General features: G+C 73.5%; 26 protein-coding genes. 14 read left to right on the top strand and 12 right to left on the bottom strand.

Translation table 11 applies throughout. The features are described from left to right. Positions 1–71: 71 nt before the first annotated feature. The 7 genes from ACIRB1_RS20935 to ACIRB1_RS20965 all read left to right on the top strand — a co-directional run bounded on the left by ACIRB1_RS20935 (position 72) and on the right by ACIRB1_RS20965 (position 7,139). Positions 72–1,250: a sigma factor-like helix-turn-helix DNA-binding protein gene (locus ACIRB1_RS20935; protein ID WP_403466533.1), complete on the top strand. Its 1,179-nt coding sequence runs from the start codon at positions 72–74 to the stop codon at positions 1,248–1,250. Continuing rightward, on the top strand, positions 1,247–3,199 hold the full coding sequence (locus ACIRB1_RS20940; RefSeq protein ID WP_403466534.1) for a transglycosylase domain-containing protein: 1,953 nt from the start codon (positions 1,247–1,249) through the stop codon (positions 3,197–3,199). The genes ACIRB1_RS20935 and ACIRB1_RS20940 overlap by 4 nt, the downstream gene beginning before the upstream one ends. 158 nt (positions 3,200–3,357) lie before the next feature. After that, positions 3,358–3,789, top strand: a complete 432-nt coding sequence (locus ACIRB1_RS20945; RefSeq protein ID WP_403466535.1) for a hypothetical protein — start codon at positions 3,358–3,360, stop codon at positions 3,787–3,789. Positions 3,790–4,036: 247 nt separating this feature from the next. Next, on the top strand, positions 4,037–4,312 hold the full coding sequence (locus tag ACIRB1_RS20950) for a hypothetical protein (protein ID WP_352180054.1): 276 nt from the start codon (positions 4,037–4,039) through the stop codon (positions 4,310–4,312). 146 nt (positions 4,313–4,458) lie between these two features. After that, positions 4,459–5,643, top strand: a complete 1,185-nt coding sequence (locus ACIRB1_RS20955) for a beta-propeller fold lactonase family protein (protein ID WP_352180053.1) — start codon at positions 4,459–4,461, stop codon at positions 5,641–5,643. Positions 5,644–5,805: 162 nt separating this feature from the next. Then, a complete protein-coding gene (sigK, locus tag ACIRB1_RS20960) occupies positions 5,806–6,390 on the top strand; it encodes an ECF RNA polymerase sigma factor SigK (protein WP_352180052.1) in 585 nt (194 codons plus the stop codon). Further along, positions 6,387–7,139, top strand: coding sequence for an anti-sigma factor (locus tag ACIRB1_RS20965; RefSeq protein ID WP_352180051.1), 753 nt, complete (start codon positions 6,387–6,389; stop codon positions 7,137–7,139). The genes sigK and ACIRB1_RS20965 overlap by 4 nt, the downstream gene beginning before the upstream one ends. A 28-nt stretch (positions 7,140–7,167) precedes the next feature. On the opposite strand, the gene ACIRB1_RS20970 is transcribed toward ACIRB1_RS20965, so the two are convergent. From ACIRB1_RS20970 to ACIRB1_RS20980, 3 genes are read right to left on the bottom strand one after another with little or no spacing between them, the layout of a single operon-like run. Then, complete coding sequence (locus ACIRB1_RS20970) at positions 7,168–7,530, bottom strand: hypothetical protein (RefSeq protein WP_352180050.1); 363 nt, start codon at positions 7,528–7,530, stop codon at positions 7,168–7,170. Then, positions 7,527–8,156 (bottom strand): Asp23/Gls24 family envelope stress response protein, encoded by a 630-nt coding sequence (locus ACIRB1_RS20975; RefSeq protein ID WP_403466536.1) that lies wholly within the window; start codon positions 8,154–8,156, stop codon positions 7,527–7,529. The genes ACIRB1_RS20970 and ACIRB1_RS20975 overlap by 4 nt, the downstream gene beginning before the upstream one ends. Then, complete coding sequence (locus tag ACIRB1_RS20980; RefSeq protein ID WP_403466823.1) at positions 8,153–8,737, bottom strand: RNA polymerase sigma factor; 585 nt, start codon at positions 8,735–8,737, stop codon at positions 8,153–8,155. The genes ACIRB1_RS20975 and ACIRB1_RS20980 overlap by 4 nt, the downstream gene beginning before the upstream one ends. Before the next feature lie 287 nt (positions 8,738–9,024). Here ACIRB1_RS20980 and ACIRB1_RS20985 point away from each other — a divergent pair, with 287 nt between their 5' ends. From ACIRB1_RS20985 to ACIRB1_RS21005, 5 genes are all read left to right on the top strand, one after another. Next, entirely contained in the window at positions 9,025–9,519 is a 495-nt protein-coding gene (locus tag ACIRB1_RS20985; RefSeq protein ID WP_403466537.1) for an Asp23/Gls24 family envelope stress response protein, read from the top strand. 67 nt (positions 9,520–9,586) lie between these two features. Continuing rightward, the gene (locus ACIRB1_RS20990) at positions 9,587–9,772 is read left to right on the top strand and encodes a hypothetical protein (RefSeq protein WP_352180047.1); all 186 of its coding nucleotides are present in this window, start codon (positions 9,587–9,589) and stop codon (positions 9,770–9,772) included. After that, the gene (locus ACIRB1_RS20995) at positions 9,769–10,770 is read left to right on the top strand and encodes a DUF6286 domain-containing protein (RefSeq protein WP_403466538.1); all 1,002 of its coding nucleotides are present in this window, start codon (positions 9,769–9,771) and stop codon (positions 10,768–10,770) included. The genes ACIRB1_RS20990 and ACIRB1_RS20995 overlap by 4 nt, the downstream gene beginning before the upstream one ends. After that, a complete protein-coding gene (locus ACIRB1_RS21000; RefSeq protein WP_352180045.1) occupies positions 10,770–11,354 on the top strand; it encodes a hypothetical protein in 585 nt (194 codons plus the stop codon). The genes ACIRB1_RS20995 and ACIRB1_RS21000 overlap by 1 nt, the downstream gene beginning before the upstream one ends. Beyond that, entirely contained in the window at positions 11,344–12,279 is a 936-nt protein-coding gene (locus tag ACIRB1_RS21005) for a YihY/virulence factor BrkB family protein (protein ID WP_352180044.1), read from the top strand. Before ACIRB1_RS21000 ends, ACIRB1_RS21005 begins: the two co-directional genes overlap by 11 nt. Here the strand turns inward: ACIRB1_RS21005 and ACIRB1_RS21010 are convergent. From ACIRB1_RS21010 to ACIRB1_RS21050, 9 genes are all read right to left on the bottom strand, one after another. Beyond that, the gene (locus ACIRB1_RS21010; protein WP_403466824.1) at positions 12,249–12,917 is read right to left on the bottom strand and encodes an alpha/beta family hydrolase; all 669 of its coding nucleotides are present in this window, start codon (positions 12,915–12,917) and stop codon (positions 12,249–12,251) included. The genes ACIRB1_RS21005 and ACIRB1_RS21010 overlap by 31 nt on opposite strands. 62 nt (positions 12,918–12,979) lie before the next feature. Next, positions 12,980–13,798: a DUF1295 domain-containing protein gene (locus ACIRB1_RS21015; protein ID WP_403466539.1), complete on the bottom strand. Its 819-nt coding sequence runs from the start codon at positions 13,796–13,798 to the stop codon at positions 12,980–12,982. Next, positions 13,795–15,111, bottom strand: a complete 1,317-nt coding sequence (locus ACIRB1_RS21020) for a class I SAM-dependent methyltransferase (RefSeq protein WP_403466540.1) — start codon at positions 15,109–15,111, stop codon at positions 13,795–13,797. Before ACIRB1_RS21020 ends, ACIRB1_RS21015 begins: the two co-directional genes overlap by 4 nt. Next, entirely contained in the window at positions 15,108–15,914 is an 807-nt protein-coding gene (locus tag ACIRB1_RS21025; RefSeq protein ID WP_352180112.1) for a DUF1365 domain-containing protein, read from the bottom strand. The genes ACIRB1_RS21020 and ACIRB1_RS21025 overlap by 4 nt, the downstream gene beginning before the upstream one ends. Before the next feature lie 92 nt (positions 15,915–16,006). Next, a complete protein-coding gene (locus ACIRB1_RS21030) occupies positions 16,007–17,299 on the bottom strand; it encodes an NAD(P)/FAD-dependent oxidoreductase (RefSeq protein ID WP_403466825.1) in 1,293 nt (430 codons plus the stop codon). A 162-nt stretch (positions 17,300–17,461) separates the two neighbouring features. Beyond that, the gene (locus tag ACIRB1_RS21035) at positions 17,462–18,679 is read right to left on the bottom strand and encodes a serine hydrolase domain-containing protein (protein ID WP_403466542.1); all 1,218 of its coding nucleotides are present in this window, start codon (positions 18,677–18,679) and stop codon (positions 17,462–17,464) included. Between the two features lie 207 nt (positions 18,680–18,886). Further along, complete coding sequence (locus ACIRB1_RS21040) at positions 18,887–21,418, bottom strand: FtsX-like permease family protein (RefSeq protein ID WP_403466543.1); 2,532 nt, start codon at positions 21,416–21,418, stop codon at positions 18,887–18,889. A 3-nt stretch (positions 21,419–21,421) separates the two neighbouring features. Then, positions 21,422–22,192, bottom strand: coding sequence for an ABC transporter ATP-binding protein (locus ACIRB1_RS21045; protein WP_403466544.1), 771 nt, complete (start codon positions 22,190–22,192; stop codon positions 21,422–21,424). Then, positions 22,189–22,398: a hypothetical protein gene (locus ACIRB1_RS21050; protein ID WP_352180037.1), complete on the bottom strand. Its 210-nt coding sequence runs from the start codon at positions 22,396–22,398 to the stop codon at positions 22,189–22,191. Before ACIRB1_RS21050 ends, ACIRB1_RS21045 begins: the two co-directional genes overlap by 4 nt. 176 nt (positions 22,399–22,574) lie before the next feature. Here ACIRB1_RS21050 and ACIRB1_RS21055 point away from each other — a divergent pair, with 176 nt between their 5' ends. Together ACIRB1_RS21055 and ACIRB1_RS21060 are read left to right on the top strand one after the other, a co-directional pair. Continuing rightward, entirely contained in the window at positions 22,575–23,864 is a 1,290-nt protein-coding gene (locus ACIRB1_RS21055) for a sensor histidine kinase (protein ID WP_403466545.1), read from the top strand. A gap of 65 nt (positions 23,865–23,929) precedes the next feature. Continuing rightward, the gene (locus ACIRB1_RS21060) at positions 23,930–24,589 is read left to right on the top strand and encodes a response regulator transcription factor (protein WP_403466546.1); all 660 of its coding nucleotides are present in this window, start codon (positions 23,930–23,932) and stop codon (positions 24,587–24,589) included. Positions 24,590–24,613 lie beyond the last annotated feature (24 nt).

Consider the following 24,613-nt stretch of genomic DNA (forward strand, 5'->3'; position numbering starts at 1 on the left):
CCCACAGGAAAGACGAAGAACACGCGTCTCTGGATCCACTTCCCCCACAGCAGTACCGGAGGACCACCGAAGTGCCCCACCCCCACGACGACTTCGCCGTGTACGCCCACGCGGGCCTGCCCCGCCTCGCCACCACCGCCCACCTGCTCACCGGCGCCCCGGCCGACCCGGCCGAGGCGACCGAGCTGGTGCGCAGAACGCTGGTGCGGGTGTGCGCGCGGTGGCGGCGAATACCGCGGGCCGACGCGGACTTCTACGTACGACGGTCCCTGGTCAAGGAGTTCCTACGGCGGGCACGACGCCAACCCGCCCCGTCCGAAGGGGTGTTGAAGGGGCTGTCGGCGCGGCAGCGGGCGGTGCTCGTGCTGCTGCACCGGGAGGGACTGCGGGAGTCGGAGGTCGCCCAGTTGCTCGGCTGCTCCACCGGCGCGGTCAGGAGCCGGGCCCGGCGGGCGCTGGCGGTGTACGGGGGCGATGTGGAGGAGCTGCGGAAGCGCCTCCGCGAAGCCGCCGGGGTCGCTCGACTCGCGGCCGAAGAGGGGGCGTTCGACGTTCCGCTCGATGTCGTCAGGCGGCGGGGGCGGGCGCTGCGGCGGCGTCGTAGCTGCGTGGTCATGGGGGTGTGTGCGGCGGTACTGGTTCCGGCGGTCGTGGTCGGCGCGGGGCAGTTCGCTGGTACGGGGCCCGGTGGCGGGGCGGAGAGCGAGGCGGCCGGGGTGGCGTTGAGTCCGATCCGGGTCGTCGCGCCCGGAGAGCGGGTGGACGCGGTGCCGGGGGTGCGGGTCTGGCTGACCGCCGACGGGGAACACTGGTCGACTCCGCAGGGGTCCAGCCAGTTCCAGGGGCTGAACGACGCTGTTTATAAAGGCAGTTACTGGGACAAGATGAAGGGCGCGCGCGGGGGCGGGGCCGAGAGCGGCGCCGAAGTCGGTGTCGGGAGCGGGACCGGGAGCGGGAGCGGGAAGTCGGGCGTGTCCGTGCGGCTCGATCCGGTGCACAACTCGTACTTCCTGTCCGGCCTGTACCGCGGGCTGTCCGCCGATCCGGCGCGGGTCGAGGTGAGCGTCGACGACCGGAGGATCACCGGCACCGTCCTCACGCTGGCGGGCGGTCCTGGCTGGGGCGTCTGGTACGCGCGGTCACCGCTGTCGCTGACGGAGGCGAAGACGAGCCTGGCCGGGGGTGGTCCGACCGTCACGGTGTACGACACGGCCGGCAAGGTCGTCGCACGGGGCGGGGTGGACGAGTGAGGCGCCGCGAGCCGGACGGGCCGGCCGAGTCGTCCGCGTCCTTCGAACCGGGCAGGTCATGGGAGGCGGCCGAGTCGGACCTGCCGGCCGAGCCCGCCAAGCCGTCCAAGTCACCCATGTCGTCCGGCAGTTCCCCCATGGCGCCCGACCCGTCCCGGTCCCCTGCATCCCCCGCCCCCTCCAACTCCCCCTCTCCCTCCCCCGAGCCACCCGCTTCCTCCGACTCCCCCACCCCGCCGACGCCCCGAGTCCCCCTCCGCCTCCGTCTCCGCCGCAATCGAGGCCGCCTCCTGCGCCGCTCGCTCGCCGCCCTTCTCGTACTGGTCGTGGCCCTGTGCACCGCGGCGGTCGTCGCGTACCGGATGACCGACATTCCGGAGCCGCACCCGGAGACGGTCACGCAGAGCACGGTCTTCGTCGACGACAAGGGGTCCTATCTGGGCCGGCGTGGGCCCGTCGACCGGCAAGAGGTGCCGTTGTCGCAGGTCCCCCGGTATGTACAGGACGCGGTGATCGCGGCGGAGAACCGCACGTTCCGTACGGACGACGGCGTCTCGCCCCGGGCCATCGCCCGCGCGGTGCTGGCCTCGCTGACCGGCGGGGAACGGCAGGGCGGTTCCACCATCACCCAGCAGTACGTGAAGAACGCGCTGCTGAGCCCGGAGCAGTCGCTGTCGCGCAAGGCGCGCGAGGCGCTGATCGCGATCAAGCTCGACCGGACCCGTTCCAAGGACTCCATCCTGGAGGGGTATCTCAACACCGTGTATTTCGGGCGGGGTTCGGCCGGTATCGAGGCGGCCTCGCGCAACTACTTCGGTGTGGACACCCGCCAACTCACCGTCTCCCAGGGCGCCGCGCTCGCGTCGATCGTCAACATTCCCTCGTACTACGAGAAGGCGGGCTCCGACCCCGAGGTGACCGCGACGCTCCGGGCCCGCTGGGTGTGGGTGCTGGACGCGATGGCGGCGAGCGGCAGCATCACGGCGAAGCAGCGCGCCGACGCCTCCTTCCCGGCGTTCCGTTTCTATCCGCCGGGCACGACCGAGGGGCAGCGGCAGTACATGATCGACGTGGCGGCGCGGGAGGCGGCGGACCGACTCGGCATCACCGAGGACCAGTTGGCGCGCGGCGGCTACACCGTGCGCACCACCTTCGACCTCTCCCTCCAGGACGCCACCACCGAGGCGGTGAAAGATCTCTCGGACCTCAAGGGCGGCAAGGGCGGCAAGGGCGGCAAGGGAAGCAAGGGGAAGGGCGTCACCCTGCACGCCGCCGTCGTGGCCATCGCGCCCGGCGACGGTGCCGTACGGCTGCTGTACGGAGGGTCGGACTACGCCCGGCAGCCGTTCAACGACGCGGTGGGCGGCGCGGTGGAGGCGGGCACGGCGCTGGACCCCTTCGACAAGGTCCGGCTGAGCGGTCCGCCGGCCGCGCTGCGGAAGACCGCCGCGCCCACCCCGCTGAAGCTGGCCTCGGCGTACGCGGCGGTCGCGGCGGGTGGGGTGTACGCGGCGCCGTACACGGTCACGAAGATCACCCGGGACGGCCGGCAGGTGTACGCCGCGCACCCGCACACGCAGCGCGTGCTGAACGAGAAGGATGTGTTCATGGTCGGCGAGCGGATGCTCACGGCCTACAAGCAGGCGGCCCCTTTGATCCAGGCGGCCCCCTCGATCCAGCCGGTTCCCTCCACCTCGGCGGACGGGAGCGTCCCGCGGACCTTCTTCACGGCCGGGGCGGGCGGCGGGATCACCCGGCGGACCGTCTGGTCCACCGGCCTGGACTCCCGACTCGCCCTCACGGTCGCCCTCTTCGCCGACCGCCCCGGCGAGAAGAAGAACACGACCGTGCCCGCGCAGCTCCCGAACGATCCCCCGCCGACCGACTCCGCGGCGGAGACGGCGGCCCAGATCTGGCAGCTGGCCGCCACGGGGTCGAAGAAAGGATGAGCCATCCGGATCGAGGGTGAGCCATCCGGCCTCGTGCTCAGGACCGCCGTAGGTGGACGGGATGGCCTTCTTTGGGTCCGCCGGAATCGACCAAAGTCGTAGGACGCGCAGACCTTGCGCCGATGTGCGGTGCGGGGGTGCCGTCGCAGGCTGGGGGTATGGACATGGACAAGGAGCGGACAGAAGCGGCGCGGCGGACCCGGGGCGACTACGTGGGAGCCACGGCGGACGAGTTGCGTGCGAAGACCGGGGCGGACCGGGTGTCGGCGGGGGTCAGCCAGAAGGTGCTGTTCCAGCGGCGCGGGACCATCACCCTCGACGGCGACCGGCTGGTGCTCGGCCAGTGGAACGGGTCCACGGACCTGACCCTGCGCCGCGCCGAGATCACCGCCGTGGGGACCCGTTTCACCAAGTTGTACGGCCGTTTCCTGGGCGGTCTGCTGAACGCGGGCAAGCCGCTGATCCTGGACACGACCACGGTCGGGCAGATCTATCTGCTGATCGACCGCAAGGAGTTCATGGAGACGACCCGGGACCGTGAGTGGGAACAGCACATCAAGACGTGGCTGGCGGCCGAGCGGGGGCGCTGAGGCGCCGGCCGGGCACGCGGACGCGTGGAGGGCGGGCGAGCAGCTCCTGGAACTCCGTCTCGGTCTCGAACCCGGTCCGTTCCAGCGTCCGCAGTTCGTTGCCCAAAGGAGCTGCCCAGTACCGCAGATGTACGTCGAAGGTAGTGGCCGTAGGTTGAAATGCCCGGAGTTTCTCCGTCTTTCGGCAGGGTCCCGCTCCTCCCCCGCGCCGACGCCTCGGCCTTCCGGGCGCGGAAGGCTGTCGGGCATGGACATCTCGTCGCTCACCGTCGTGCTCAGCGGGATCGCTGTCGTCGCCGCCTCCGTCCTCATCGCGTTCAACCAACCTCCGCTGTGGGTCTACGTGTTGGGCTGTGCGGGGTCGCTGCCGCTGAGCAGCGCGCTGCTGGACGGGGTCGACTGCGCCTCCGTCGTGGGGGACGGTTCCGCGGGGGCGTGGGCGTTGCGGGTGGCTGTCGCGGCCACCGTCACGGTCGTGCTGAGCTTCTTCTTCGGCAAGGACGGCCGGGTGCGGGCGGTTTGACGGGGAGCCGATCTCTTACGGGCTCGGGACATCGAGCCGGAGCGCACCTTTTGCCCGTTACCTCACCCTGAACTCGCTCTAGCGTGGCGGCACCTGGTTCCCCTCAGGTTCCCCTTCTCGCACGTTACGCAGAGGAGTACGCCCGCATGTACGCCCGCATGTCCCTCGCCAAGTCCCGTCCCGCCCGTGCCGGCCGTCCCGCCGGTACCGGCCGGATCACCCGCACCCTGGCCACCGTCGCCACCGGTGCCGCCCTCACCGCCGCCGCCCTCGTCGCCGCCCCTGCCGCCGGTGCCGTGGAGGCGCAGCACGGCGGTGGCTCCGTGGTGTTCGCGCAGAGCGACAACACCGGTGCGAACACCGTGGTCGCCTACGAGCGCGCCGACGACGGCACCCTCACCCAGAAGGGCGTCTACTCCACCGGCGGCAAGGGCGGCATGCTGGCCGGCACGGTCGCGGACCACCTGGCGTCGCAGGGTTCGCTCGCCTACGACCGGCACGGCCACCTGCTCTACGCGGTGAACGCGGGCAGCGACACCGTGACCGTCTTCGCCGTGCACGGCACCCGGCTGCGGCGGGTCCAGGAGATATCCAGCGGGGGGAGTTTCCCGGTCGGCGTGACGTTCCACGGTGACCGGGTCTACGTCGCGAACACGCTCGGCGGCGGTTCCGTGCAGGGCTTCGCCCGGGTCGGCGAGCGGCTGGTGAAGGTCGCCGCGTGGCATCGCGACCTCGGTCTGGATAAGGGGACGTCGGCGGTCGGGCAGATCTCCTTCACCCCGGACGGTTCGAAGCTCGTGGTCACCACCAAGGCCGCCGGTCAGAGCATCGACGTCTTCCCGGTCGGCCGGATCGGCGGCCCCTCCGCCCGCCCCGTGGTGACCTCGACCCCGGGAGCCGTGCCGTTCGGTTTCGCCTTCGACTCCGCCGGGCGCGTCCAGGTCACGGAGGCCGGTACCAACTCGGTCGGCACCTTCGTCGTAGGCCACGACGGCACACTGACGGCGCAGGGAACCGTCCCGACCGGCCAGACCGCCACCTGCTGGGCGGTGACCGCCGGTGACCACCTCTACGTGTCGAACGCGGGCAGCGGCACCCTGTCCGGCTACCGGGTCGGCCACGGCGGCGGGCTCACCGCACTCGGCGACACGGCCACCCACCCCGGCACGGTGGACGCGGCGGCCTCCTCCGACGGCCGGTACCTGTACGTCCAGACGGGTGTGCAGGGCACGGTCGACGCGTTCCGGGTCGGCCCCGAGGGGTCGCTGACCGCGATCGGCTCGGTCGTCGTGCCGGGCGCGGTCGGCGGCGAGGGCATCGCGGCGGGCTGACGCCACCAGCAGCACCGGGAAAGGGGCCCGCCGCCGCACGACGGCGGGCCCCGGACGCGTACCCGTACCCCTCTTTCCACCTTTTCGTTGGCACCGCATCCAATCCAAGGTCCCGGCAGGAACGGATTACGCCCGGACATGTACCGACCGCGGAGGCCCTCGGTGAAAGAAGCAGTGCGTATCGGCAGCAATCCCGCCGCAGGGCCCGACCTGGAGGAACTCGTCGGCCGGGTGGCCCTCGGGGACGAGGACGCCTTCGCGGGTGTCTACGACGCCGTGGCGGGGCCGGTACTGGGGGTCGTACGCGCTGTGCTGCGCGACCAGGCGCAGTCGGAGGAGGTCACGCAGGAAGTGCTGGTGGAGGTGTGGCGGACGGCTCCCCGTTACCGGCGCGACCGGGGTACCGCCGTCAACTGGATCCTCACCCTCGCGCACCGCCGTGCGGTGGACCGGGTGCGCTCGGCGGACGCGGCGGCGGCCCGCGACCACAAGGCCGCGCTGCTGGACCGGCTCCCCGAGTACGACGAGGTGGCCGAGCGCGTCGAGGCCCGTCTGGAACGCGAACAGGTACGGCGCTGTCTGCGCACCCTGACCGAGCTCCAGCGCCAGTCCGTCACCCTGGCCTACTACCGGGGCCTGACCTACCGCGAGGTCGCGGAGGCACTGGCACTTCCCCTGGGCACCGTGAAGACCCGCCTGCGCGACGGCCTCATCCGGCTGCGCGACTGCCTGGGGGTGACGGCGTGACGACCACCGACCCGCACCTGCTGACCGGCGCCTACGCCCTGCACGCGCTCCCCGACGAGGAGAGCAGCGCCTTCGAGCGGCACCTCACCGGGTGCGAGGCCTGTGCGCAGGAGACCGCCGAGTTGTCCGCGACCGCCGCCCGGCTGGGTCTCGCCGCCTCCTCGACGGCCCCGCCGGAGCTGCGCGCGCGGGTGCTGCGCAGGATCACCACCGTCCGGCAGGAGACCCCGGGCAGGCGTCCCCAGAACCGCACCGCGCTGGCCGGTCTGCGGACCCGGGCGCTCTCCCGCTGGGCGCTCGCCGCCTGTCTCGCGGCGGCGACCGCGCTCGGCGGTACGGCCGTGTGGCAGCACCAGCGGGCCGAGGACGCCCGGGACCGGGCGCGTCAGGCCGTGCAGGCGTCGGACGAGATCGCCGCCGTACTGGCCGCGCCGGACGCGCGGACCAGGGCCGCAGGGCTGGCCGGGGGCGCGACCGGCACCGTCGTCGTGTCGCGCGGCCGGGACCGGGCCGTGTTCGTGGTCTCCGGGATGGCCCGGCCGCCGGGCGGCAAGGTGTACCAGCTGTGGTTCGACGACGCCGGGACCATGCGCTCGGCCGGTCTGATGAACCCGGCCCGCAGTGACCAGACCGTCCTGCTGCGGGGCGCGGTCGACGACTCGTCCGGCATGGGCATCACCGTCGAACCGGCCGGGGGCTCCCCCCACCCCACCTCCGCGCCCTTCGCCCTGCTGACGTTCCCGGCCTGAGTTCCCGGCCCTGAGGCGGCCGGCTCCGTCAGACGAGCCCCGTGACCGTCACCGTGACGCGCGGCGCGGGCAGGGCCGGGGCCAGGGCGTCCAGCCGCCGTTCGACGGTGTCACGGACCCCGCGGGCCACCTCCACGGTCCTGGCCCGCCGTAGGGCGACGACATGGATCTCGACCTGCCAGGGGCCGTCACCGTCCAGCCGGCTCATCCGCACCCCGGCGGGCGTCCCCGTTCCGCCCCGCGCCAGCGCCGACCGCAGCCGGTCGGTCAGTCCGGGGCGGAGGAAGGCGACCCCCGAGACCGCCTCGACGGCGGCGGCGACCTCCACGGCGAGCGTCGTGTGGGCGGGGTTCTCGTACGGAGCGGATTCGTCGGCGCGCTGCGCGGTCATGCCGTACCGCCTTCCTGATCGTCGTCGTCGGACAGAGGGGTGGGCACGAGGTCCGTCACGCGGATGTCGACTGCCATGACGCCCATGCCCAGTTCACGGTCCGCCGCCTCCCACACGCGTTCGCGCACCTGAGCGGCGAGACCGGGCAGCGGCGCGTCGGCCGGGGCGTGGATGTCGAGGCGGACCTCGACCGTGCCGGGGTCGGCGCCGTCGCGGAGCCGGCAGGAACCGGCCCGGACACCCGGCACCGACTCGGCCGCCGCGCGCAGCGCACGGGCCGCGACCGCCTCCATGATCCAGAGGTCCTCGGCGGGCTCACCGAGCGGGAGGGGACGGCCCGGGCGCAGTTCGAGGCGTACGACGTCCATGATCCGCCGGGTCAGCGGCTCGGTGTCGTAGGCGGTGGCGGTGGTGTCCGTCTCCTCCTGGAGGCCGCGCACGACGGACTCCAGGTCGTCGAGTCCGCGGACGGCCTGGCCGCAGTACGGGCAGGAGTGCAGGTGCGGGTCGTCCACGCCGCGCTCCCAGTCGTCCCAGGTCCGGGACAACAGCCGTCCGCAGGGCAGGAGTTCGTCGTCGGCGGCCTGGGTCGGCGTGGTGTTCGGCTGGTCGGTGCGTTCGGTCATCGCCAGGCCCCCATTGCTTGGGTCAGAGATCGGCGGGCGCGGAACACCCGGGCGCGGACGGCCTCCTGGCTGATCCCGACCGTAGCCGCGATGAACTCGTAGGAACGGCCGTCCAGTTCGCGCAGCACCCAGCATGCGCGCTGTTCGGCGGAGAGCAGGTCGAGGGCCTCGCGCAGTTCGCGGACCGCGTCCCGCCCCTCGGCGATCCGGGCGGGTGAGGTCGTGTAGTCGGCCGCGGCCACGTCACCGGCCGCCTCCAGCGAGGCCACGGGTCTGCGGGCGCGCAGCACGTTCAGACAGCGGTTGGTCACGATCCGGTAGATCCAGGTGCCGAAGGCGCTGCGCCCCTGGAACTCCGGCAGCCGCCGCCACGCGCTGAGAAAGGCGTCCTGTACGGCGTCCTCGGCCTCCGCGCCGGTACCGAGCAGACTCGTGGCGAGCCGGATCAGCGCCGGTGCGTGCCGGTGCACGAGCACGGCGAAGGCGTCCTCGTCCCCCTCCGCGGCCCGGACCGCCAGCAGGGCGTCGTCCGGGCCGGCCGGGGAGGCCGTCCCCTCCATGTCCTCGTCCCTGGCATCCATGGCATCCGTGTCGTCCGCGTCGGCCCGGCTGTCCGGTGGTGCGTTCTGCGTGCGGGGCCCCGCCACTGGGCGGCTCCTCTCGTCCGGTCTGTCCGGTCATTGGACACGGCGGCGCCGTCCCCGTTACGGAGAACTTCCGGGAAGCCGCTCGTACGGATGCGGTACGGCGGCCGGGCCCGGCGTCGACCGGACTTCCGCGTGGCCGTACGGACTCGTCGCGTCACAGACCCGGCCGGCGCGGGTCTGACGTAGTGAGAGCACATCGGCCACCAGAGAGAGGGCATGTCATGACCACTCAGGAAGCACCGGTCGTCGCCAAGGACCGGACGGCCGGCAAGGACCTGGCCACCACCGCCGTGTCCGGTGGAACCACCGGCGCCGACCAGCCCGCCGCCGACCGCGGCCGTACGTCGATCGCCGACGTCGTCGTCGTGAAGGTGGCCGGCATCGCCGCCCGGGAGATCCCCGGCGTGCACGCCATGGGCGGCGGCCTCTCGCGCAGCATCGGCGCCGTCCGCGACCGCGTACCGGGCGGCCGGCCCAACGTCGGGCGCGGTGTGAAGGTCGAGGTCGGCGAGCGGCAGACGGCCATCGACCTGGACCTGGTCGTCGAGTACGGGGTGTCCGTGATGGACGTCGCGCAGGACGTGCGGGAGAACGTCGTGGGCGCCGTGGAGCGCATCACCGGCCTTGAGGTCGTCGAGGTGAACGTCACCGTCAACGACGTCCACCTGCCCGACGACGACGAGCCCGCGCACGCCGGTGAGGCCCGCGTGGAGTAGGGCGGCCGGTCAGGGGCACGGGCAGGAGTGGAGTGGTGGATCCGGTGACAGGTGGAGGTGGACGGGCATGCGCACACCGTTCGTGGGGATGATCGCGGGCATGGCCCTGGCGTTCGCCGGCTGGTTCGGCGGCTTCGGCGCCTTCCTGCTCGTGGCCGCGCTCGGCGGCCTGGGCTGGGCGGTGGGGCACTGGTTCGAGCGCGGCGGCACGGTCCGGGACGTACGGGACGCGTTCGAGCGGAGCCGTCGATGACCACGGCCGCGCGGCGGGAGCCCGGCCCGCTCCCGGCCGGAGGGAGCACTCCCGCCCCGGAGTCGGCACCACCCGCCGCCTCCTTCCGGGGCACCACCACCGTCTCCGGGCGGGCCGTGCGCAGGATCGCCGAGCGGGCCACCGCGGAGGCGCTGCCCGGCCGTACGGCCAGGGCGAGCGCGAGCGTGCGGGGCGGAAGGGCGGAGGTGTCGCTCGGGGTGACGCTCCCCTATCCGGCCCCGCTGGCCGAGGGCGCGCGGGACGTCCAGCGCCATGTGGTGGACCGCACGAGGGAGTTGACGGGCCTGGACGTGCCGACGGCGCACGTCGACGTCACCGCGCTCGCGGCTCCGGCGTACTCCCGCGCTCCGGTGTCCCCGACCGAGGACACCACCTCTCCTACGGCGCCCAGGCGTTGGTGGTCCGGCCGCCGGACTCCGGTCACCCTGCTGACCCTGCTCGCCGCGGTGGCGTGCGGAGCCCTCGCCTTCGACCTGATCCAGGTGCACACCGCGCACCGGCCGGCGGCGGCCTGGCGGATGTCGGCGGTGCACTGGCTGGCGGACCACGGCCCCGGCGACCCGGTGGTGGTGATCGCGGGCGCGGGCGTGGCCCTGACCGGCATCTGGATGGTCGTCCTCGCCCTCACCCCCGGACTCCGCCACCGGTCCACCGTCCGTACGGCGGCCGAGCGGTTGGACGCGGCCGTGGACCGCTCGGCGGTGGAGTCCCTGGTCCGCGACGCGGTGGGGGACGTGCCCGGCATCGCCTCGGTCCGGGTCCGGGCCCGCCGCCGGCGGATCACCGTCCGCACGCGCCTGGCCTTCGGCGACCGCACCATCGCCCAGGCCGCCGCTACGGCCGCGGCCCGCGCCGCCGTGACATCCTGCCGACTACGACGCGCACCCCGCCTACGGGTCACGGTCACCCCGGACCCGGTGTGGCAGCCCCCCGCACCGCCCCCAACCCCTCGTGCCGCCAAGGAAGTTGACCAGTGATGCGCACCTCCCACACAGCCGTCAACCGAACCGTCCTCGGCGCCACCGGCCTCACCCTCCTCCTCACCGGCACCTGGCTGGCCGCCACGGACCGCACCCTCACCCCCCATCTGCCGTCCTGGTGGCCCACCGCCGGCCAGGGCACGGTCCTGCTGGACCCGGACCGGCTGGCGCGGCTGCGCGGCGAGGGCTGGTGGACGCCGACCGTGCTGGCCGCGTCGATCGGCCTGACCGTGGTGCTGGCGCTCTGGACGCTGGGGCAGCTGCGCACCGGCCCGGTGCGGCACCTGGCCCTGCCCTCCCCCGGCTGCACGGTGCGCCCGCAGGCACTGGCCGAGGCGCTGGCGGCGCGCGCGGCGGCCGTCCCCGGGGTGGCCCGCGGCCATGCCCGGGTGCTGCCCCGGCGCGGCCGACGGCTGGAGGTGGAGCTGCGGGTCTGGCTGGCACCGGACACCTCTCCCGACGCCGTACTCCCCGCCCTGCGTGCGGTGAGCGCGGAGGCGGACGCGGCGGCGACCCCGTACACCGCGCACACCAGGCTGCGGCTGAGCGCCACCTCGCACCGCGCGCCCCATGTCCGCTGAGCCGTACCTCGGCCGGGTCCGCCGCATCGCGGGGGCCCGGCCACCGGCTGCCTGGTGGCCCGCGCTGCGCCGCACCCCGATGTCCCTGTGGAACGACGACATCTCGGACTACGCGGCGGCCCTCACGTACTACGCCATCCTCGCGGTGCTCCCGGCGATGCTCGCCACGGTCATCGCGTTCGGCATGATCAGCCCGGATACCGCCGAGGAGTTCGTCGCCCACGTCACGGCGTACGCCCCCGCGGACTCCGGCACCGAACTGCACGCGGTCCTGACCCACGTCCTGCGCACGGACCGGACGGCCTGGCCGCTGCTGATCGCGGGCAGCGTGAGCGCCCTCTGGTCGTCGACGAGCTACCTGGCCGTGTTCCGCCGCGCCCTGCACCGCATGCACCGCACCCAGGACCGCCGCTCCCCCTGGCGCAAGGCTCCCCGCATCGTCCTCACCGCGCTCGTGCTCCTCGGCCTGCTCCTGGTCGGCTCCCTGACCCTCCTCCTCACCGGCCCCCTGGCGCAGGCCGTGGGCCGTGTGGCGGGCGTCGACGAGACAGCGGCCTGGGCCTGGGACCTCCTGCGCTGGCCGGTCCTGTTGTGCCTGGTGGCCCTCCTGGTGGTGGTCGTCTTCCACACCGGCCCCACCGGAGCCCGCCGCCGCAGCCACAGCCTCCCCGGCGGCGTCCTGGCCGCCGCCCTCTGGCTCCTGGTCTCCGCCGGCTTCTCCACCTACGCCACGACCCTCGGCGCGTACAGCAGGCTCTACGGCTCCCTCTCCGGGAGCGTGGTGTTCCTCATCTGGCTGTGGCTGTCGAACCTGGCGTTGCTGAGCGGGGCCCAGTTCGCGGCGGAACTGGCCAAGCAGCGGGCGGACCCGGCCGCCCCCGCTCAGCCGCACCCTCAGAGCACCGGAATCTCCCCCGCCCCGTAACACCCCTCGGGCAGCGGGTCGGGGACAGCCCCGGGGTCCAGCAGATGGGCGACCAGCGCCGCCGCCGTGGAGTGCCAGAGGTCATGGCGCCGGAGCATCCCGTGGTCACCGCCGCCGATGACCGCCATGCCCGCCCGCGTCGCCCCTTCCTCCCGTGCCCGGCGCACGCAGTCCGCCGTCTCCGCGGGGGACGTGACATGGTCCCGTTGTCCGTGCAGCGCTACGACATGACGCCCGGCCGTCTGCCCGACCGGCTCCCCCGGCGGCCACCACGGGGCAAGGGCGACCACCCCACGCACCTGGGGATGGCCCGCGGCGCCCAGCGCGGCCCGGCCGCCCATGGAGTGGCCGAGCAGCACCGTCGGTACGGGGCCGGCGAGTTCGGCCAGGGCGTCCAGCGCGCGCAGGGCGTCGTGGGCCGCGTCGGCACGCTCGCCGTTCCAGCCACGGACGCGGTAACCGACCCGGGCCACCAGCACGTCGGGGGACGGCAGCCGGGCGACCACCGCGCGCTCGACGGAGTTCATGCGCAACGCGGCCAACTGCCAGGGCCGCGCCCGGCGTTCACTCGCCGACTGTCCCCCGTGCAGGACGAGGACAGCGGCCCGGGGCTGCGACACCCGCCGCCGTACCCTCAACGCCCCCTGCTGACCGGCCCGTTGGCTGATGCCGTGCTCTGCCTCGATGACGTACCCCTTCCTCACTCCCGCCCCGGCGGACGCGGGAAGAAACCGCTGGTGCGGGCACGGTACTCGGCATACCCCGGCCGGTCGGCCATGTGCTGTTCCAGGAGGCGCTTTCCGCTGCCCCGGGTCAGCAACAGGCTCATCACCAACGGCGACACGACGGACACAGCGGCCGCCGCCGGGGAGTCGCAGGTGAACAGGAACAGGCCCCACCACACGCAGAAGTCGCCGAAGTAGTTCGGGTGCCGGGTCCAGGACCACAGACCGCGGTCCATGAGCTTGCCCCGGTTGGCGGAATCGGCGCGGAACCGGGCCAGTTGGGCGTCCCCGACCGCCTCGAACCCGATACCGACCGCCCACAACGCCGTACCGGCGACATAGGGGAGCACCGAGGGCCGGCCCGGCACGTACTGCGCGGCCTGCACCGGCAGGGACACCAGCCAGACCAGCGCGCCCTGGAGGAGATAGACCATCCGCAGGGCGTACGCGGTGCGGCTGCCGGGTGCCTTGGCCAGCATCCGTTCGTAGCGCGGGTCTTCGCCGTGGCCCCGGCCCCGACGCCCGATGTGGACCGCCAGCCGCAGCCCCCAGACCGCCGTCAGCACCGTCACCAGCAGTCGTCGTACGACATCGCCCTCGTCGGCGGAGGCGGCGAAGGTCACGGCGGCCACCGCCGTGAAGGCGACACCCCAGGCGACGTCGACGATCCGGTGCACGCCGATGCGCACCCCCACGGCGAAGGTCGCGAGCATGACCGCGAGGGAAGCCGCGGCGGCCCAGGCGAGGTTGAGCGCGAAGGCGCTCCAGGGGAAGCCGGAGGAGAAGCCGTTCATCGCTGATCCGGCGTCTCGGGGTGCGGCTTGGTGAACAGGTACTGCTGGACGTCCAGGTAGCCGGAGCGGAAACCGGCCTCGGAGTAGGCGAGATAGAAGGTCCACAGCCTGTGGAAGACCTCGTCGAAGCCGAGCGCGGCGACCTCGTCGGCGCGCTCGGTGAACCGTTCGCGCCACAGGCGCAGCGTCTCGGCGTAGTGGGCGCCGAAGGCGTCGCGGCGGGCCGGGCGCAGGCCGGTGTGGTCGCGGACGGTCTCCTCGATCGCCTCGGTGGAGGGGATGATGCCGCCGGGGAACACGTACTTGTGGATCCAGGTGAAGGTGTCCCGGGAGGCGAGCATCCGGTCGTGCGGCATGGTGATGGCCTGGAGCGCCAACCGGCCGCCCGGCGCCAGCCGTTGGTCCAGGGCGCCGAAGTACACCGGCCAGAACTCGGCGCCGACCGCCTCGATCATCTCCACGCTGACGACCGCGTCGTACGTCCCCGACGCCTCGCGGTAGTCGCACAGTTCGATGGAGACCCGCTCGCCGAGACCCGCCGCGCGCACCCGTTCCACGGCCAGGTCGCGCTGTTCGCGGGAGAGGGTGAGCGAGGTGACGCGGGCGCCCCGGGCCGCGGCCCGCAGGGCGAGTTCGCCCCAGCCGGTGCCGATCTCCAGGAGCCGGGTGCCCTCGCCGACGTCCGCGAGGTCCAACAGGCGGTCGATCTTGCGGTGTTGGGCCGCCGCGAGGAGGTCGTCACTCGCGGGGAAGCCCCGGAAGACGGCGGAGGAGTAGGTGAGGGTGTCGTCGAGGAAGAGGGCGAAGAGGTCGTTGGACAGGTCGTAGTGGCGGCTGATGTTGGCGCGGGAACCGTCGGGGGTGTTGCGCTCGGTGTGCGGGTGGCGGGGTGCCCACAGGGTGCGCAGGCGTTGCAGCGGGGCCGGGATCAGCTCGGCAGCGTGACCGGCCAGGACGGTCAGCGCGGCGACCAGGTCGGGGGCGTCCCACTCACCGGCCATGTACGACTCGCCGAAGCCGATCAGGCCCTCGGTGCCGATGCGGGCGTGGAAGGCGGCCGGGTCGTGGACGTCGATCAGCGGGCCGCCCTTGCCGACGTCCGGGGCACCCGCGAACCGGGCGCGGAGCGGGAGTCGGCCCAGGGCCCGGCGGACCAGGGCCCTGGTGATGGCGGTGCGGAGGCGGGAGGCGGGCGGTATCGCGGCGAGGTCGGGCCAGGGGGTGGGGGCGGCGGGGCGCGTGTGACTGGCGGACACCGCACCGGCGTTGGCGATGGGCGTGCCGGTGGTGACCCGGCGCTCTGCTGTCGTCATGTCGCTGTCTCCGAAGTGCGGTGCTCGGGGTGGTCGTCGGAAGGGGGTCCGGGGCGTTCGTCGGCGGGGCGGCGCGGCTGGACCGGCAGACCCCGCAGGTAGAGGCGGATGCCGTGGACCCGGATCGCGGCCGAGACCGCGAGCGTGGACCAGGGGTGGCGCACCGCCAGCCGCAGCAGCCGCGCGGTGCTCGCCTCGCGCCGGGTGCCGCGTACCGTCGCGGTGAAGGCACGACCGCCCTCCCGGTCCAGGTGCACGGTCAGGGAGAGGCGGCGCCCGGGCGCCGGCAGCCGCATCCGGTAGTGGCCGTCGACCGGGAAGAACGGCGAGACGTACAGGGCCTTCTCGGTGCCCGCGCTCCCGGTCGCGTCCGGCCGCAGGAGGTAGCAGTGCCGCCCGCCGTAGGTGTTGTGCACCTCGGCGACCACACACCGCAGCTGCTCGTCGGGCCCGTGACACCAGTACAGCGTCAGCGGGTTGAACACGTACCCGAACACCCGCGCGTGCGCCAGCATCACCACCCGGCCGCCGTCCAGATCCACCCCGCGCCCGGCGAGGAAGGCGTCGAGCCCGGCCCGGATCGAGGGCGTGCCGTCGTCGCCGGTGAAGTGGTCGCGCGGGTCGAAACGGGCCAAGGGGCTCAGCAGGCGCGGGAGTCGGGGCGGCCGGTCGGGGTCGATGAGCCACATGTAGGTGCGGTGCCGCAGCGCGTAACGGCTCGGGGTGGTGCGGACATGGGCGATCGTGCAGGAGTACAGCGCGGGTACGACGCTCGGCGGCGACGCGGCCGGCCCATCGGTCACCGGCACCGGCACGGCGACCGCCTGTCCCGCTACGGCACTCACCGGCGCCGGAGCCTCCCCCGGCGCGGAACTCCCGGGCGCGGTCCGGCCGTTCACCACCGCACGCCCAACGCCGCCGCGGCCTCCACACCCGACCGGCATCCGTCCTCGTGGAAACCCCAGCCGTGGTAGGCGCCCGCGAACACGCACACGTCACTGGCGAGTTCGGGCAGCCGCTGCTGCGCGGCCACCGACTCCGGGGTGTAGACGGGGTGTTCGTAGACCATGCGGGCCAGCACCCGGCCGGGGTCGACGCGGTCCTCGCCGCCGAGGGTGACCACGAACGTCTCGGCGGCGTCGAGGCGTTGGAGGCGGTTCATGTCGTAGCTGACCCGGACCCGTTCGGCGCCGACCTCGCAGGACGGCATCAGGTGGTTCCAGGACGCACGGGCGCCGGGGGCGCGGGGCAGGAGCCGGGTGTCGGTGTGCAGCAGGGTGGTGTTGCGGGAGTACGGGAACGCGCCGAGCAACTCCCGCTCCAGCGCGGTCGGTTCGGCGAGGAGTCGGAGCGCCTGGTCCGGGTGGACGGCGATCACGACGGCGTCGTAGGACTCGGTGGTGCCGTCCTCGGCGGTGACCTCGGCGCGGTCGGGGTGACGGCGCACGGACCGCACGGGGGTGTTGGTCCGGATCTCGCCGATGTGCTTGGCGACGCGGTCGACGTAGGTGCCCGAGCCGCCGGTGACCGTGCGCCACACGGGCGAGCCGCCGACCGACAGCATGCCGTGGTGCTGGAGGAACCGGAACAGGTAGGCGGCCGGGTAGCGCTGGGCGGTCTCGGCGTCGCAGGACCAGACGGCCGACACCATCGGCGTGACGAAGTGGGCGCGGAAATAGGCGGAGTAGTCCTCCCGGTCCAGGAACTCCCCCAGGGTGAGGGCCTCTTGGCCGCCGCGGGCCAGCAGGCGGCGGGCCGCGCGGTGGAAGAGGGGCACCTCGGCGAGGAGCCGTAGATAGCGGGGGCGCAGGAGGTTGCGGGGCTGGGCGAAGAGCCCGGCGGGGCCGCGCGCACCGGCGTACTCCAGTCCGCAGCCCTCGCAGCGGACCGACATGCTCATCTCCGACTCCTGGGTGGGAACGCCGAGTTCGTCGAAGAGCCGCAACAGACGGGGATACGTACGCCGGTTGTGCACGATGAAGCCGGAGTCGACGCGGTGCACCCGGCCGTCGTACGGCGAGGTCAGTTCATGGGTGTGCGCGTGCCCGCCGAGCCGGTCGTCGGCCTCGTAGAGGGTGACGGGACCGGCCCGGCCCAGGAGGTAGGCGGCGGTCAGTCCCGCCACCCCGGAACCGATCACCGCGGTCCGGCGCCCGTACCGCGCCGTCCGCTCCGTCTCCCGCTCCATCTCCGTCACGTCTCCTTCCGCCGGCCAGGGGTGCACGCGTAATCCGGATCAGGTCGGGGGGCGGATTGGCCGAATCTCGAAACGGGGGCCGGGTCACCTTCCTCAACACGAAACCCCCAGGTCAGAGACCTGGGGGCGGGGTGTCGAGCGGGCGGAACGGCTCTAGCGCGTGGGCGTCGAGCCGTCGTAGACATGGCCGGGGGTGGCGATCCGCGTGACCGCGCGGGCGACCAGGGTGGACGGTTCCTGGCCGCCGGAGGTGATGTCGGTGTTGAGCAGCACGACCAGGGTCGCCTTGAGGGCGGGGAGGTAGACCGTCACGGACTCGTAGCCCGGGATGGAACCGTTGTGCCCGATCCAGCCGCCGGTCTCGAAGATGCCGAGGCCGTAGTCGAGGCCCGGGAAGCCGGTCGGCAGTACCTTCAGTCGCTGCTTCTGGGTCTCCGGGCTGAGCAGGGTGCCGGTGGCGACGGTCTTCGCCCAGCTGTGCAGATCGTGCAGGTCCGAGATCATCGCGCCCGCCGACCAGGCCCAGCTCGGGTTCCAGTTGGTGGAGTCGGTGACCGCGCCGGTCAGTGTCTGGTTGGTGTAGCCGTGCGCGTGCGGCTCGGGGAACTCGCGGACGTTCGGGCCGTCGGGGAACAGGGTGTGCTCAAGGTGGGCCGGGCGCAGCACCCGCCGGTCGATGACGTCGGCGACATGGTGCCCGGTGACCTTCTCGATCACCAGGCCGAGGAGGATGAGGTTGCTGTTGTCGTAGACGAACACCTTGCCCGGTGCGCCGGTGTTGGGGTGCTTGAAGCCGTACGCGAGCAGCTCACGCGGGGTGAACGTGCGGTACGGGTCGCTCAGCAGGTCGTGCGCGAAGCCGGCGTCGGCGCTGTACGGGAAGAGTCCGCTGCGCATCTCGGCCAGGTGGCGCAGGGTGATGCGGCGGCCGTTCGGTACGCCCGGGACGTAGCGCGCGATCGGGTCGTCGAGGCGGATGCGGCCCTGGTCGACGAGCTGGAGCAGCGCGGTGACCGTGAAGGTCTTGGTCTCGCTGCCGATCCGCGAGAAGAAACGCGTGCTCATCGGCTGCCCCGTGGCCTTGTCGGCGACACCGGTGGCGCGGATGTAGCAGCCCTTGCCCGGCATCCACAGCCCGACGGCGACACCGGGGATACCGGCGTCCCGCCGGACATCGGCGACGGCCTTGTCCAGCCGGGCCGTCACCCCCCGGCCGAGCCCGGGGCCCGAGGAGCACTCGTCGTGGTCACTGCCGTGGGTACGGACCACACCGACGGCGGTCGCGGCCGGCGCCGCCGTCATCGGGGCGGCCAGCACGGACACCATCAGCAGCGCGGCTGCGAGGAGTCGTCGGGGAGGGGTACGTCGCATGGGGGGACGCTTCTTCCGGGTCGGGGGGCGGGGTGCGTCGGGGTGGGAGTCCCACGGCACCATCCGCGGCCCGCCGCACGGCCGTCCTGCGGCACGCGTCCCCCCGAGACCACTCGATCGGACCGATGTTCGCCTACGGCACGCATGTCCTCCGGTGCGACGGGCGGGGACGCCCGGTGAGAGGACGGCCGGTGCGGGGTCGGCGGGTCACTGGGCGCGGATCGCGTCGGCCGGTGGAGTCCGCAGGGCCTGGCGGGTGGGCAGTTCGATGGTGAGGAAGGCGGTGGCCGTCACCAGGAGGGCGAGGCCGGGCAGGAGCCAGACCGGGCCCGCGGGCCAGGGGTGGCCGAGGAAGCCCTGGCCCAACAGCGCCAGCGGGATCGCGGAGAGCAGCAGGGCCGTGGTGAGGGCGGTCGCCGCCGTCATCGCGGCCTCGCGGCGCATCATCGCCAGGATCTGCCGGGGCGTGGTGCCGTTGAGGCGGAGGGCGCCCAGCTCGACCCGGCGCTGGGCGGTGGCCGCGACGAGCTTGTTGGCGATGCTCAGCAGGAGGTAGACGAGCAGCACCACGATCGTGGCGAGGTTGATCCACACCTCGGGCGGTGCGTCCTTCAGGCCGCCGGTGGAAGGGGGCTCGGCGGGTCCGAGGGCCAGGCCGGGGTGGGCCGCGGCGAGCGCCGTGAGGTTCCGGCCGGCCTGCGCCGTGCCGTCCGTGCGGATCAGGAGGGACTGGTCGAGGGCCGTCGTGGTGTGTCCGGCGGCGAGGTCGTGGGCCAGCACCACCGTGCCGAAGCCGAGCCCACGGCCGTAGACCGCGACCACCGTGGGGTGGACCTCCGTGCCGTCGCCGAGGACCAGGTCCACCGTGTGCCCGACCGTCGCGGACCGCGTCCGGGCGACGTCGCTGCTGACGGCGACGGTCGCGCCGGTGAGGCGGCCGAGGCTGCCGTCCCGTACGTCGAGGTCGAGGACGCCCGCCGCGTCCGGGGTGAGGATCGTGGCGGCACCCGCCTCGGCCGCGGGGTCGCCGAGTTCCTTGTACCGCCACACCACGGTGGTCGAGCCGACGGGCGCGGCGGCCCGTACGCCCGGCGTCTTCCGTACGGCGGCGGGTGTGCCCTCGGGCAGGCCGCCCAACGCCGGTGCGCTCAACCGGAGTTGGGCCAGGGTTCCGGTCGTCGTGTCCTGCGCGGTGGCGGCCAGGACGGTCGTCTGGGTGAAGGTGTACGTCAGCACGAACACGACCGCCATGGCCAGCGTGGAGACGATCCCCGCGTTGCGCAGGGCGTAGGCGCGCAGGTTGGCCATCGCCAGCCAGGTCGGTGCCGAGCCGCCGTGCCGTGTCGCGCGGGCCGCCGCCCCGCCGACGCCCCGCACCAGCGCCGGACCCGCCAGGGCCAGCCCGATCGCCCCGACGATCCCGGCCATCGAGGTCGCCGCGGCGCCGATGACCGTGCGGGAGAACAGCGGCAGAGCCGACATCGCGGTCGCCACGACGATGACGACCACGCCGATACGCGTCCGGACCCGCGAGGGATCACGCGGCTCGCTGCGCGACTCGGCGACCGCCTCGGTGGCCGGCATCCGCGAGGTGCGCCAGGCCGAGCCCCGGGCCGACACCTGGACGGCGAGCAGCATCAGCACGACCGCCGCCAGCGCGGGCAACGGGCTGAAGGTGAGCGGCAGTTGGGCCGGTATCACGCCCCGGTCCGCGAGCAGCCCCCTGAACTGTCCGGCCAGGAGATACCCGAGCGCCACCCCGGGTGCCACGGCGACGGCCGCGACGACCGTCGACTGTGCGGCGGCCAGCCGCCGGATCTGCTTCGGCGTCGCGCCCACCGCCCGCATCAGCGCCAGGTCCCGCCGTTGCCCGCCGATCGCCACGGCCAGCGCGCTCGCCATCACGAACCCGGTGATCAGCAGCACGATCCCGGACAGCGACCCGGCCAGCAGCACCAGCAGCGACCGCGAGGCCCCGGCCCCGGGCGCCGCCGTGTCGCCCCGCCCGGCTCCGGTGACGGCCAGAAGTCCGGTGCCGTTCAGCTTCGTTCTGACTTCGGCGGCGACCCGCGACTCGGCGCCGGGCGCGGTGCGCAGACCGACCAGGTCGACACGGGCGGAGAGGCCGGAGAGATCTATGGCCGTCCTGTCGGCGAAGTAGACACCGGCTTCGGGGGAGTTGACGACCGCCGACACGCGATAGGCGCTCGCGGGGCGGGAGTTGACTACGGCCTGGACGCGGTCACCCGGCTTGATACCGGCCGCGGCGGCGGTCGTACCGTCCACCGCGACCTCGCCGGCACCGGTCGGCGCGCTGCCCTCGACGCGTGCGCCGGCCAGCAGCTTCGTCGACGACCAGCCGTGCCCCGTCACCCGCGGGTCCTCGGACGGCGACGCTACGACCCGGCCCCGCGCGTCGACGAGAGCGGCCGGGAAGCTGATGTCGCCGACGGCGGCGGTCACGCCCGGCAACGTGCCGAGTTCGCCGACGAGTCGGGCCGGGATGCGACGCCGTTCCGGGAGGGCGAGCGGGAGGTCGCCGGGAGGGTGGAACTCCTGGTCGGCGGCGACCACGACGGAGGCTCCGGCGAGGCGGCCCGCGGGCAGGTGGGAGCGGAGGCCGGACTCGGCGAGGACGCCGGTCGCGGTGACCAGCGCAGCGCCGCCGAGAACCGCGCAGGCCACGGCGATCAGGGCGGTGACCCGGTGGCCGACCATCTGGAGCGCGAGACGGAACATGGCTCAGGCCCTCCCCAACTCGACAAGACGGCCCGCCAGTTCGGCGGCGGTGGGTGCCTTGAGGGCGTCGACGACCCGGCCGTCGGCCATCACCAGCACGTGGTGGGCGCGGGCGGCGGCGGCCGGGTCGTGGGTGACCATCACGACCGTCTGGCGCAGGTCGTCGACGAGGTCGCGGAGCAGGTCGAGGACCTCGTGGGCACTGCGCAGATCCAGCGCGCCGGTCGGTTCGTCGGCGAACACGACAGCGGGACGGGCCACCAACGCCCGTACGACGGCCGCCCGTTGCTGCTGGCCACCGGACAGCTCGGCCGGGCGGTGGGACAGCCGGTCCGCGAGCCCGACCCGCTCCACCAGTGTGCGCAGCCAGTCGCGGTCGGCGGTGCGCCCCGCCAGCCGGAGCGGCAGCGTGATGTTGTCCTCGATGGAGAGGGACGGGATCAGGTTGTACGCCTGGAACACGAACCCCACGCGCTCGCGTCGGAGTTGGGTGCGCTTGGTCTCGTTGAGCCCGGAGATCTCGCGGCCGTCGATGCGGACACTGCCCGATGTCGGGGAGTCGAGCCCGGCGGCACAGTGCATCAGCGTGCTCTTGCCGGAGCCGGAGGGTCCCATCACGGCGAGGAAGGTGCCGCGTTCCACGGTCAACGACACGTCGTCCAGGGCCCGTACGCCTCCGGGGTAGGCCTTGCTGACGCCCTCCAGGGCGATGGCTGCGGTGCTCACGGCGGGGTTCCCGGCGGGGTTCAGGGCGGGGTTCAGGGTGTGCTTCATCGCCGGCCCCGCAGTCCGCGTACGGCGAGGGTGCCCGCGCACAGCACGGTGACCGCGCCGCACACCAGATGCACCCAGGTGTCGGCGCCGCCGAAGGACACCGCCATGTTGGCGACCGCGCTCGCCACCACCGCGGTCCAGAGGAGGGTGCGGGCGATGTCCCTGGCGCTCAGCCGGTCGGAATCGGTGCTCGTCTTGTCCGGCATGGGTGCTTCTCCCGTGGTCGTGTGCCGTACGTCCTGTCGTCACCGACGCTAGGGATCAGCACCCCTCGCGGCCGATCCCGCAGCCCGCCCGGTTCGGGGTACAGCAGGCTGTACTCCTCGCTTCTCCCCCCTTCCTCCGCCCACGGGGGACTGCCGTACGGCATAGGGTCCTTCGCATGACAGCGAGCACGCGCGAGTCCGGTGACGGGGCGGTCGCGGCCCCCTCTCGCGAGAGCGCCAAGGACATCGCGCTACGGACCCTGCGCACCGCCGCCCGCGCCGTCGCGCAACTCGCCTCCGGCCTCAACACGGCGTTGAACGCGGGGCTGTTGATGCTGTGGCTGGCCCTCACCGCCGTGACGAGCGTGGTCGGGGTGGGCCTGCTGACGGCACCCGCGCCGCTGCGCGCCCTGCACTCGCTGGCCGGTCGGGAGCGCGACCGGCTCGCCCGCTGGGGCCCCGAGGTCGTGGCCCCGGAGCCACCGCCCACGCGACTGCGGGCCGCCCTCGCCGACCCCACCACCCGCCGCGAACTGCGGTGGCTGGTACGGCACTCCACCATCGGGGCGCTGCTCGGCGTGGCCGGGGTGCTGCTGCCGGTCCTCGCCGTCCGGGACACCGCGTTCCCGCTGTACTGGACGTTCACCCCCGAGAACACCACGGCCACCTCGCTCGGCATTGGCAGCGCGCACACCTGGCCGGACGCCCTCGCCGTCGCGCTGCTGGGCATCGGCTGGATCGCCATCATCCTGGGGCTGACGCCCGCCATGGCCCGGCTCCAGTCGGCCCCGGGACGGCGGCTCCTGGCGGCCGGCCCGGACGTGGATCTCTCCCTGCGGGTCGCGGAGCTGACCGCCACCCGGGCCGCCGCTCTCGACGCGCACGCCACCGAACTCCGGCGGATCGAGCGGTCGTTGCACGACGGCGCGCAGAACAGGCTGGTCTCCGTCGCCGTGTTGCTGGGTGCGGCCCGCCGCATGGTGGCCCGCGACCCGGACGGCGCCGACGAACTCCTCGAACGCGCCCAGTCCGCCGCCGAACAGGCGCTGGCCGAACTGCGCACGGTCGCGCGCGGCATCCTCCCTCCGGTGCTCGCCGACCGGGGTCTCGCGGGCGCGCTCTCCGGGCTCGCCGCGGACTGCGCGGTGCCGTGCCGGATCGACGTGGACGTGCCCGTGCGCTGCGCCGCCTCCGTCGAGGCCACCGCCTACTTCGTCGTCGCCGAGGCCCTGACCAACATCGCCAAGCACAGCGGGGCCCAGCACGCGACGATCACGGCACGCGGCAGCGGCGACCGGCTCCTGCTGCGCGTCGAGGACGACGGCCGGGGCGGCGCGGACGCGGAGGGCGGCTCGGGCCTCACCGGCATCCGGCGCCGGGTCGCCGCGCACGACGGCGGACTCACCCTGACCAGCCCACCGGGCGGGCCGACCGTCCTGGCCGTGGATCTCCCGTGCGGTACGTGAGGCGGGGATCGTGACGAGCGAGAAGAGCCTGCGATGCGGTACTTGAACAGGAAGGCCTGACGGACATGCGGATCGTGATCGCCGAGGACGACGCGCTGCTGCGCGAGGGGCTCGCCCTGCTGCTGCGCGCCGAGGGCCTGGACGTGGTGGCCACCGCCGGCACCCCGGACGAGGCGCTGAACGCCATCGACGTCCACAAGCCGGACGTCGCCATCCTCGATGTGCGGATGCCGCCGACCCACACCGACGAGGGCATCGTCGCCGCCGTCGAGGCCCGGCGGCGGCGCCCCGACCTCGCGGTACTCGTGCTCTCCGCGTACGTCGAGCAGAGCTTCGCGACGGAGCTGCTGGGCGGCGGGGTCAGCGGGTTGGGGTATCTGCTCAAGGAACGGGTGGGCCGGGTCGAGGAGTTCCTCGACGCGCTGCACCGCGTGGCGGCGGGCGGCACCGCCATCGACCCCGAGGTCGTCGCCCAGCTCTTCACCCGCTCCCGCCAGGACACCCGCCTCGACCGGCTCAGCCCGCGAGAACGCGACGTACTCGCCCTGATGGCCGAGGGGTTGGGCAACTCCGCCATCGCCGCCAGGCTCGTCGTCACCGACGGCGCCGTCCACAAACACATCCGCAGCATCTTCGCCAAGCTCGACCTGTCCCCCACGGACCAGGTCGACCGACGGGTCGCGGCGGTCCTGCGCTATCTGGAGGACCTACGACGGCAGGGGTGACCGGCCTTCGGGCCACGGCCCTCG

Origin of the sequence: Streptomyces sp. NPDC096013, from assembly GCF_044763565.1 — a bacterium.
Taxonomy (GTDB): Bacteria; Actinomycetota; Actinomycetes; order Streptomycetales; family Streptomycetaceae; genus Streptomyces.